Annotated in this window: 10 protein-coding genes and 1 tRNA gene; 1 reads left to right on the top strand and 10 read right to left on the bottom strand. The window is 60.5% G+C overall.

Going from position 1 to position 9788, the window contains the following annotated elements:
• Positions 1-77: 77 nt before the first annotated feature.
• From ACESY8_RS10370 to ACESY8_RS10415, 10 genes are all read right to left on the bottom strand, one after another.
• Positions 78-758 (bottom strand): metallophosphoesterase, encoded by a 681-nt coding sequence (locus ACESY8_RS10370; RefSeq protein WP_044940275.1) that lies wholly within the window; start codon positions 756-758, stop codon positions 78-80.
• Positions 759-2246: a threonine synthase gene (thrC, locus tag ACESY8_RS10375; protein WP_044940277.1), complete on the bottom strand. Its 1488-nt coding sequence runs from the start codon at positions 2244-2246 to the stop codon at positions 759-761.
• Positions 2234-3199, bottom strand: coding sequence for a dipeptidase (locus ACESY8_RS10380; RefSeq protein ID WP_044940280.1), 966 nt, complete (start codon positions 3197-3199; stop codon positions 2234-2236). Before ACESY8_RS10380 ends, thrC begins: the two co-directional genes overlap by 13 nt.
• A 12-nt stretch (positions 3200-3211) precedes the next feature.
• A complete protein-coding gene (locus ACESY8_RS10385; protein WP_007488742.1) occupies positions 3212-3583 on the bottom strand; it encodes a YraN family protein in 372 nt (123 codons plus the stop codon).
• Complete coding sequence (gene rnhB, locus ACESY8_RS10390) at positions 3580-4194, bottom strand: ribonuclease HII (RefSeq protein ID WP_007488740.1); 615 nt, start codon at positions 4192-4194, stop codon at positions 3580-3582. Before rnhB ends, ACESY8_RS10385 begins: the two co-directional genes overlap by 4 nt.
• Positions 4181-5065, bottom strand: coding sequence for a ribosome biogenesis GTPase YlqF (gene ylqF, locus ACESY8_RS10395; protein WP_009256908.1), 885 nt, complete (start codon positions 5063-5065; stop codon positions 4181-4183). Before ylqF ends, rnhB begins: the two co-directional genes overlap by 14 nt.
• A 123-nt stretch (positions 5066-5188) precedes the next feature.
• On the bottom strand, positions 5189-7120 hold the full coding sequence (locus tag ACESY8_RS10400; RefSeq protein ID WP_007488736.1) for an amidohydrolase family protein: 1932 nt from the start codon (positions 7118-7120) through the stop codon (positions 5189-5191).
• A gap of 330 nt (positions 7121-7450) precedes the next feature.
• A complete protein-coding gene (rplS, locus tag ACESY8_RS10405; RefSeq protein WP_007488735.1) occupies positions 7451-7792 on the bottom strand; it encodes a 50S ribosomal protein L19 in 342 nt (113 codons plus the stop codon).
• 137 nt (positions 7793-7929) lie between these two features.
• A complete protein-coding gene (locus ACESY8_RS10410) occupies positions 7930-8529 on the bottom strand; it encodes a site-2 protease family protein (protein ID WP_054338321.1) in 600 nt (199 codons plus the stop codon).
• Entirely contained in the window at positions 8530-9555 is a 1026-nt protein-coding gene (locus ACESY8_RS10415) for a M23 family metallopeptidase (RefSeq protein ID WP_009256911.1), read from the bottom strand.
• Positions 9556-9682: 127 nt separating this feature from the next.
• Here ACESY8_RS10415 and ACESY8_RS10420 point away from each other — a divergent pair.
• Positions 9683-9759: transfer RNA gene (locus tag ACESY8_RS10420), tRNA-Pro, on the top strand.
• Positions 9760-9788: the final 29 nt, after the last annotated feature.

A 9788-nucleotide genomic window follows, 5' to 3' on the forward strand; every position in this document is an offset into this window, starting at 1 on the left:
CGGTATACGGGGCCATCTTTCGCGTTATCCATTATATACTAGCAGATATGCGTCAAAATTTCCATACCTTTTTTCAATTATTCACAGATTTTTTGCGGGCGAAACCCCACATAGTCTGCGGAGACCAGATAATAGGCCACGTCTCCCTGCCGTCCTTCCACGGCCAAGCGGTGGCTGCCGCCGTGGAGATGGCCGTAATAGCAGCGCTCCACGCCGTACTGCTCCAGCAGGGCAATGATCTCCGGACAGCGGTAGCCTTGGTAGAGGGGCGGATAGTGGAGAAAGCACAGCTTGGGCCGCTCCCCCGCCGCCTTCAGCGACGCCTCCAAGCGGATCAGCTCCCGCTTGAACACCTTCTGGTCGCCGGTCTCCTCATAGAACCAGCCCCGGGTGCCGCACAGGGCGTAGCCCCCGTATTCATAGCAGTTGTTGTGCAGAATGCGGAGGGTGGAAAAGCCGCTCTCCGCAAAAAAGCGGTTCATCTTGGCGGCGGTGTTCCACCAGTAGTCGTGGTTTCCCTTGAGCAGCAGCTTTCGCGCCCCAGGCAGGGCGTCCAGGAAAGCGAAGTCCTTCTTTGCCTCATCCAGGCTCATACCCCAGGACAGGTCGCCGCAGAGCACTACCGTATCCTCCGGCCCCACCGCCGCGAAGCCCTTCTGCAGCTTGTCCACATAGCCCTCCCAGCCCCCGCCGAACACGTCCATGGGCTTATTGGAGGACAGGGAGAGGTGGGTATCCCCGATCGCGTAGAGAGCCATTCAGCGCAGCATCTCCAGCACCTGGTCCACCATGTGCTCTTTGGTGACGCTCCGGCCAAAGCGGACCGTCTTGTCCTTCAGGGCAGCCAAGGGCGCCGGGACGGGTACGCCGGTCTGCTGGGAGAGCTGGTCCAAAATGGCCGTGCCGGCGGCCAGCTCGCTCACGCCCAGGGCGCCCAGCACGCTGTCACAGAACTTGAAGGGGCTGGCGGTGGACACCACCACGGTGGGGGTAGTGTCACCAGTATCCCGCCGGTACTGGTCGAGCACGTCAAAGGCCACGGCGGTGTGGGGATCGATCAGGTAGCGGTGCTCCTGCCACATGCGGCCGATGACCTTCTGTGTCTGAGCGTCGTCGCAGAAACCGGCGGCGAAAAGCTTCTCCAGCCTGCCCTTGATGGCGGGGCTCACCTCATACCGCCCGGACCGGGCCAGCTCCTCCATGTACCCGCGCACCTCGGCGTCATCGTGGTTGGACAGGGAGAAGAGCAGCCGCTCCAGGTTGGAGGAGATCAGGATATCCATGGAGGGGGACATCGTATTGTAGAAGGTGCGGTTGCGGTCGTACACACCGGTGCACAGGAAGTCGGTCAGTACATTGTTGCTGTTGGAGGCGCAGATAAGCCTGCCGATGGGCACGCCCATCTCCCTGGCGTAGTAGGCGGCCAGAATGTTGCCGAAGTTGCCAGTTGGGACGCAGACGTTGATCCGCTCCCCCTTCTGAATCCGCCCCTCCCGCAGAAGGTCACAGTAGGCGGAGATGTAGTAGACGATCTGCGGCAGGACGCGGCCCCAGTTGATAGAGTTGGCCGAGGAGAGGAAAAAGCCGCGGCCGGCCAGCTTCTCCCGCAGGGCCTCGTCGGAGAACAGGCGCTTGACACCGGTCTGGGCATCGTCGAAGTTGCCTGCCACAGAGCAAACCCCTACGTTGTCTCCCTCCTGGGTGTTCATCTGCAGCTCCTGAATAGCGGAAACACCGTCCTTGGGGTAGAACACCAAGATGCGGGTCTTGTCCACGTCCTTGAAGCCCTCCAGGGCGGCCTTGCCCGTGTCACCGGAGGTGGCGACCAGGATGCACACCGTCTTCTCCTCTTGGTTTTTCACCAGGGAGGCGGAGAGCAGGTGTGGCAGCATCTGCAGGGCCATGTCCTTGAAGGCACAGGTGGGGCCGTGCCACAGCTCCAGACAGTAGGTGTTTTCGTCCACCGCCCGAACGGGTGCCACCTCCTTCACATCGAACTTCTCTCCGCCGTAGGCCTTGTCCGCATAGGCAGACAGCTCAGAGGCCGTGAAATCGTCCAGATAGGAGTTCATCACATAGACGGCCCGCTGCTGGTAGGACATGTCCCGCATGGTGTCCAGGGCGTTGTGGGACAGCTTTGGAAATACCTCGGGGGTCATCAGGCCGCCGTCCGCAGCCAGTCCCTGGGCGATTGCCTCCGCCGCCGTGCGCCGGTCTTCCTTGTTCCTCGTGCTTACATAGTACATACTTCGCTCACAACCCTCATCAGATTCTCAAAAAACAGGGCGCGCACCAGCGCCTCGCTGTAATTCCGCTGCAGCAGCCGCTCCCACAGCCGGTCCAGATCCTGAATACCCGTGATCCCCTCCGGCAGGCTGGAACAGCCGTCCAGATCGCCGCCCAAAGCGACGGTCCGCTCGCCCCCCAGCTCCAGCCAGTGCTCCAGGTGGGCGATGGCGGTGTCCAGGTCGGCCCGCTCCCCCAGGAAGTTGGCATAGAGGTTAAGGCCAACCACTCCGTTGTGGTCTATTATGGCAGTAAATTGCTCATCGGTCAAGTTCCTGGGATGAGAAAAGACCGCCCGGGCATTGGAATGGCTGGCAAAAAAGGGGCCGCTCAGCTCCTCCGCCACGTCCCAGAAGCCTGGATCCGACAGGTGGGACACGTCCACCAGCATGCCCAGCCGCTCCATTTTGCGGACGAACGCCCTGCCCTGATGCGTCAGCCCCCGCTCCGGCTCCTCTGCATTCGTGCCGGAGAGGGCGTTGACGTGGTTCCATGTGGGGTTGACGGCCCGAACACCCATGGCGTGGGCCTCCTCCAGCCGCTCCAGGGAGCAGTCCAGCAGCTCCGCCCCCTCCACCGAGAGGAAGGCCGCCCGCCGCCCCGACCGAAAGGCAGCCTCCGCCTCCGCGCCAGTGCGGCAAAAGGCTGCTAGATCGGCATTGGCCGCCATTTCCCGCTCAAAGAGCGCGTACTCCTCCAGAAAGAGCTCCCGGTGGGTTTTCCCGCTGAGATCCCGAACCGGGGTGGGCTCCGGCTCTCCGAACAGGGCGAAAAACTGGGCGCAGCGGCGGTATTTCCCCATACGCTCCAGATCCACATGGCCGTCGTTCCGGCGCAGGCCTCCGCCGGAGAGATAGCGCAGAAACACCGCGTCACAGTGTCCATCAAACAAATCAATTGCATACTGCTCCATCTGGAACTCCCCCTAAAATGCATTTTCAAGCCAGGTGATCCGGGGGCGGCGGGTGGCGGTGCCCTGGGGGGCGTAGATCTCCGCCACGTCAAAGCGGGGCTGGCGCGCCTCCTCCGGGTGCTCCGCCAGATAGAGCTCCGCCGTGGCGCGCAGGCGGGCCTGCTTCCGGCGATCCACCGCCTCCCGTCCGAGGGCAAAGCGCTCCTCCGTCCGAAGCTTTACTTCTATAAAGGATAAATACTTGTCAGTAGCTGCTATGAGGTCAATTTCCCCAAACCGGCTGCGGTATCCGGCCGCCAAGACCTTCCAGCCCTTTCGCCGCAGCTCCGCCGCCGCCAGCGCCTCCCCCCAGCGGCCCAGCAGCTTTGCCTCTCCCCCGCTCACAGCTTCTTCAAAAAGGTCCGCCGGTGGATGGGACAGGGGCCGTACCGGCGCAGCAGCTCATAGTGCCGCTTGGTGCCGTAGCCCTTGTGGCGCTCGAACTCATATTCCGGGTAGCGTTCCGCCATCTGCTCCATATAGCGGTCCCGGCTCACCTTGGCCAGGATAGAGGCTGCGGCGATCGAAGCCGAAAGGCTGTCTCCCTTTACAACCGTCTGGTGCTCCAGGAGGATAGCCGCCGTTTTGCCGTGGTCCCGGTTGCCGTCGATCAGCGCAAAGCCGGGTGCGGGCTCCAGGCGGTCGATGGCCATCTGCATGGCCTTGATGCGGGCACTGAGGATATCGGTGGCGTCAATCTCCTCGGCCTCTACCCGGGCCACCGCCCAGGCCACCGCCACGGTTCGGATCGTGTCGTACAGGGCATCCCGCCGCTTGGGCGTCACCTGCTTGGAGTCGTTGAGTCCCTCAATGGAGCACTCGGGGGGCAGAATGACCGCCCCGGCGTAGACCGCGCCGGCCAGCGGGCCCGCCCCCGCCTCGTCACAGCCGCACACCAAGGCGATCCCCCTCGCCCAGCAGGCCCGCTCCAGCGCCCAGCGGTCAATCTCTGCCATGGGCCGCCTCCCGGCTCTCCAGATCTTGGGGCGTCTCAAATGTCAAGTTTCCCAGCTTGCCGGAGCGGTACTCGTCCAGAAGCACCTTCGCCATGCGCTCGGTGTCCACCTCGCCGCCAGAGATCCGGAAGCCCCGCTTTTTGCCGCAGAGCTCCAGCAGCTCCCAGCCAGGCAGCCCTGGGTCAGCCTCCAGCTTATACCGCTCGGCCAGCGCCTGGGGGTAGCGCCGGGCCAGCAGCTCAATGAGGTGACAGGCCAGGGTCTCCAGATCCATGATTTCGTCCTTTACAGCGCCAGTAAAGGCCAGATGGATGCCGGTAGTCTCGTCCTCAAACTTGGGCCAGAGGATGCCTGGGGTATCCAAAAGCTCCAGCCCGGCATCCACACTTACCCACTGTTTGCCCCGGGTGACGCCCGGCCGGTTGCCCGCCTTGGCGGACTTCCGCTTGGCCACCTGGTTGATGAAGGTGGACTTTCCCACGTTGGGGACCCCCACCACCATGGCCCGCACGGGGCGGCCCACCAGCCCCTTGGCCTTCCACTGCTCCAGCTTCTCCTTCAGCGCCTGCCGGATGACGGTGGAGAACTGGCCAACTCCCTTGCCGTCTCTGGCGTTGGTCTCCAGCACCGCCCAGCCCTGTCTGCGGAACCAGTCAGTCCATACCCGGTTCATGGCCGGATCGGCCTGATCCGCCCGGTTGAGTACGATCAGGCGGGGTTTCTCCCCCACCAGTTCGTCAATATCAGGGTTACGGCTGGAGATAGGGATGCGGGCGTCTATGATCTCCGCCACCAGATCCACCAGTTTGAGATCCGCCTGGATCTGCCGCCTGGTTTTGGTCATATGGCCAGGATACCACTGAATATTCACGCGTTCACCCTCTCTACCGAATATTCTTGTATTATACACAATGCTCCGGTATTTGAAAAGGGCAAAGACGCATAAAAAGTGCCCGGCCAATGGCCGGACACTTTTTAGCGGCTTTGGATCGTACTATTTGAGCCAGCCGATGGAGACGCAGTTACTGGGTGCATACCAGGTCACGTTGCGGCCCAGGCCCTCAAAGAGGGCGCGCACGGCGACATACTCTACGCCGTCCACAGTCTTGACGGGCAGCTTAACCGACTTGCCATCCAGCGTAACCAGAACGCTGGAGCCTTCTGTGCGCTTTTCTGCACTGATACCGTTCACAATGTCGTTCAGAGGAACCCAGATTTTCCCGGGCTCCACAACTAGCTTGTTGTTGAAGGACTGAACCAGGCCATTCCACATCACTGTGGGAACAGAGGCATCCTTGCGGTAGACCTCCTCACCTCCGGAGACGGTAAGCAGCACTTGGGTGTCCTTGATGTACTCTGCGGGGCAGGTCATCAGATCACGGTCAATCACTGCAAAGTCCGCCAGCTTGCCGACCTCCAGGGAACCCTTGATATCCTCATTGAACTCTGCATAGGCAGACCAGTTGGTAAAGGAACGCAGGGCCTCCTCACGGGTCATGGCCTCTTCAATATGCCAGCCGCCCTTTGGCTCACCCAGGCGGTTGGTGCGGGTCACGGCTGCATAGATACCGTGGTAGGGGTTTACCAGCTCGACCGGAGCATCGGAGCCGTTGGGAATCACACTGCCCTTGTCCAAAATGGTACGCCAGGCATAGGCCCCCTTGATGCGCTCACTACCCACGCGATCCTCCGCCACCAGCATGTCAGAGGTAGCGTGTGTGGTCTGCATAGAGGGCAGAATTCCCAGGCTGATGGCGCGGTCAATGTCAGCGGGCGCCACAATCTGGAAGTGCTCAATGCGCAGACGGTGGTCATCCCGGGGATTGGCCTTGATGGCTGCCTCATAGGCGTTGATCATCTGGTTGTTGGCGCCGTCACCGATGCAGTGGGTCGCAATCTGATAACCGGCGTCATAGGCCACCTTAACGACTTCGTTCACCTGTTCCTGTGTATAGCGGTAATCGCCGATATGGCCCTCACGGTCGGAGTAGGGTTCCAGCATGGCGGCAGAACGGGCACCCAAAGACCCATCCGCAAACATTTTTACGCAGCGCAGACTGAGATGATTGTTGTATAAAGGCTCGTAATTCTCATTGTCAATGGGATGGCTCTTCAAATACTCGGCGGTCTCTCCTGCGGCAGATGTGTGGGAAATCATCCCGTAGACGCGCAGCTTCAACTCTCCGGACTCATACAGGGGTACAAAGACCTCGTTATATACCTCAATGCTGTTGCCTGCATCCATCGCAGAGGTCAGCCCATAAGAGAATAGCTGCTCTTGCGCTTTCAGCAGGCCTTCCTGCATCTGCTCCACCGTCAGCTCTGGAATCAGCTCCCGGATGGGATTCATGGCGGTATCGGTCATACAGCCCAGCAGCTCTCCATTTGCATTCTTCAGGTACTCGCCGCCCTGGGGATTTGGCGTATCGGGGGTAATCCCAGCTAACTCGATGGCCTTGCTGTTGGCCCAGCCCATATGCCCGCATGCCCGGGTCAGGAATACTGGGTTGTTTGGGGCAACCGCGTCCAACTCCTCCTTTGTAGGGTAGCTGGTGTCCTCCCATACTGTGTTCATCCAGCCGCGGCCCTGGATCCACTCCCCTGGCTTTGCCTGTTCGGCGGCCGCCTTGACTAGATCCAAAATCGCCTGCTTAGGCATCCAGAAGCAGTCCAGATTCATCAGACTGCTGCCCAAGCCAGCCACGTGCATATGTCCCTCCACCAAGCCTGGAATGACCGTCTCTCCACCCAAATCGACAACCTTGGTATCGGGACCGATGTAAGCCTCCACACCGGCCTCACCGCCTACATAGACCAGGCGGTCGCCTTTGATCGCCAGCGCGGTGGCCTTGGAAAATGCCTCATCCACAGTATAGATGTTTCCGTTGCGGTATACGCTGTCGGCAGCCTCTGTACCGGCTGCCATTGCAGGGAATGCTGAGAGAAGTGTAGCGAGGACTAAGCATGCGGCGAGAGCTTTACAAATGCGTCTGCGTGACATTATGGTTCCTCCCTCATCATATTCTTCTTTCTAAATTCCTGGATCAGCGTGCGGCCCCCTACCCTCCTTCCAGTCTTCATGATCACAGCGTATCACATTTTATACATCATATCAAGGAAAAACGCAAATTAAATTTGTTATTTTTCACATATTATACTCCGCGGTATAGAGATGTGAGCCTCAGTATTGCAGAAGAAATACTTATAAAAAGGCTGTGGAGAGGCAGTTGCCTCTCCACAGCCCAATATCCAAGACTCAGATGCGCTCCTTGACCTTAGCGCTCTTGCCCACGCGGTCGCGCAGGTAATAGAGCTTCGCGCGGCGGACCTTACCCTTGCGGACGGTCTCGATCTTCTCAATGGTGGGAGCGTGGATGGGGAACACCTTTTCCACACCGACGCCATAGGAGATGCGGCGCACGGTGATGGTCTCCTCGATGCCGCCGTGCTTCTTGGCGATGACGGTGCCTTCGAAGACCTGGATACGCTCGCGGTTTCCTTCCTTGATATGGACGTGAACGCGGACGGTGTCGCCCACTTCCGCCACAGGGGGCTCGGCTTTCAGGTACTTGTTGTTAAACGCCTGCATGAGATCCATTTTAAAACTTCCTCCTAGTTTATAGGTGTTCTTGCAGCCATGGATGCCGCCTACCTTTGGCGGCGGCCGCAGAGGACCACCCTTTATTGAGACTGCAATAGTTTACCACAAGTCTCAACGGATTGCAAGCAGAATTTTCATCCCATCCGTGTCCCTCGGCATGGTTTGGCTGCAGGCGGCACCAGCAGCCAAAGCGCGGTAATGAGCAGAGTGAGGTTTCCCCTCCCCTGCCAGAGCAGCAGCAGCGCTCCGAGAACCAGCCCCACTGCCAGCGCGGAGGAGAGCACCCGCAGCAGCCGTTCTGCCCGTTCCTCCGAGGTCAGCAGCGCCAGGATACACCAGAGGATGCGCCCGCCGTCCAGTTGGACAGCGGGCAGCAGATTGAATGCGGCCAGCGCCAGATTGAGCCCAGCAAAGCAGTACGCCCCCTCCGTCCCAAGCCCGGCCGCCATCCGGGCGGCCAGCAGATTGACCGTCGGACCAGCCAGCGCAGCGGCTATCTGCTGCCAGTAGCCCAGCGGACAGCGGGCGGAGAGACGCATCTCCGCGCCGACACAGGTGATGCGCAGGGCGGTTACCCGCCCGCCCAGGGCCCGGATGACCAGCCAGTGGCCCAGCTCGTGCAGGGCACAGGCACAAAAGGCCATCAGCAGTACACCCTGTTCATCCAAATAGTAGAGCGCCGCCCCCAGCAGCAGCGCGCCTGCGCTGATTTCAACTCGTTTCCATCTCAGCATTCAGTTCGTCTCGATATAATAGAGCGGGTTGAGCAGCACTCCGTTCAGCTTCAGCTCAAAGTGCAGATGGGGCCCCGTGGAATTGCCGGTGGCACCCGAGAGGGCCACCCTCTCTCCCGCCGCCACGGTCTGCCCCTGCTGAACCAGCAGCTCGCTGCAATGGGCATAAAAGCTTTTCAGCCCTCCAGGGTGGCTGAGCTGGAGGTAGAGACCGTAAATCGGGCTGTCGCCGATATAGTCTACGGTTCCGTCGGCAAAGGCCAGAACATCCGTTCCGTCGTTCACTGCCAGATCCACGCCGTTGTGAAATTTCTCACCACCGTCTACCGGGTGTTCCCGCCAGCCAAAGTCGGATGAGACCCACCCCAGCGCCGGAGTTACCGTCTCCCCCACGCCCAAGGCTTTCAGATTGTAGCGGTCCATGGTGGCGTTGTCCGGGAGCGTGGGACCGTTGTACTCTACATGGACTACGGCCGGCTCCGGCGTGGCGGTGGGAACCGGAGTGGGTTCCGGTACGGTATTGGGCTCCGCTGGTTCTACAGCGACCGGCTCCGGCTTCCCAGCCTCCCCCAACCAGTGGCTCACCGCATCCTCACGTGCGGGGAAGCCGCTGAGAAATGCGGCCTGGGCGCGGAACAGGGGCGTGCTCACCTGTCCCTCTCCGTCCGGCACCGTGACAGCCTCTCCGCCAAAGACCTCCACCCAAAGGTCCCCCAGGGTGTCCAAAATCGGTTCCCCCTCGGAGATCGACCGGCCCAGGCTCGCAAACGCAGCTTTGAAATCCGTGTCGGCCTGAATAGCGCTCAAAACAGTCTCCCGTACCTCCGCGAGCTTTCCTGGAAATACTCCTTTTCCGATAAATACCACCAGAAACAGCGCCAGACATACTGCCAACTGCGCCATCCGGCGCTTCTCACGCGGACCCAGCGCCACGCTGCCCTTTTTTCTCCGGTGGGACAGCGCCGGCCTATGCCCGCCCGTCCGCTCCTGCCTCCGCTTTTCCCACTTTTGATAGGCCGTTTCCATAGCGGCATCTTCCCTTCTGTACGCATTTCACAGCATGTATATGCGGACGTGCCTTTTGCTATGCGGAGAAGATTTCCTCTCTTGACAACTGGCGGCAAGACAGCTATAATAGTATCCGTCGTGTGAACGGGGTGTGGCGAAGTTTGGTATCGCGCATGGTTCGGGTCCATGAGGCCCCGGGTTCGAATCCCGGCACTCCGACCAAGCGTAGAGAGGCGGACAGGATTTTATCC

This window comes from Clostridium sp. ATCC BAA-442 (assembly GCF_964239415.1).
Classification (GTDB): Bacteria; Bacillota; Clostridia; order Oscillospirales; family Oscillospiraceae; genus Flavonifractor; species Flavonifractor plautii.

What these genes read in the sequence shown, in the direction of transcription:
- rnhB (WP_007488740.1), bottom strand. Translation starts at nt 4,194, where the DNA reads ATGGCAGAGATTGACCGCTGGGCGCTGGAGCGGGCCTGCTGGGCGAGG.
- thrC (WP_044940277.1), bottom strand. Translation starts at nt 2,246, where the DNA reads ATGTACTATGTAAGCACGAGGAACAAGGAAGACCGGCGCACGGCGGCG.
- ACESY8_RS10380 (WP_044940280.1), bottom strand. Translation starts at nt 3,199, where the DNA reads ATGGAGCAGTATGCAATTGATTTGTTTGATGGACACTGTGACGCGGTG.
- ACESY8_RS10415 (WP_009256911.1), bottom strand. Translation starts at nt 9,555, where the DNA reads ATGGAAACGGCCTATCAAAAGTGGGAAAAGCGGAGGCAGGAGCGGACG.
- ACESY8_RS10400 (WP_007488736.1), bottom strand. Translation starts at nt 7,120, where the DNA reads ATGGCAGCCGGTACAGAGGCTGCCGACAGCGTATACCGCAACGGAAAC.
- ACESY8_RS10370 (WP_044940275.1), bottom strand. Translation starts at nt 758, where the DNA reads ATGGCTCTCTACGCGATCGGGGATACCCACCTCTCCCTGTCCTCCAAT.
- ACESY8_RS10410 (WP_054338321.1), bottom strand. Translation starts at nt 8,529, where the DNA reads ATGCTGAGATGGAAACGAGTTGAAATCAGCGCAGGCGCGCTGCTGCTG.
- rplS (WP_007488735.1), bottom strand. Translation starts at nt 7,792, where the DNA reads ATGGATCTCATGCAGGCGTTTAACAACAAGTACCTGAAAGCCGAGCCC.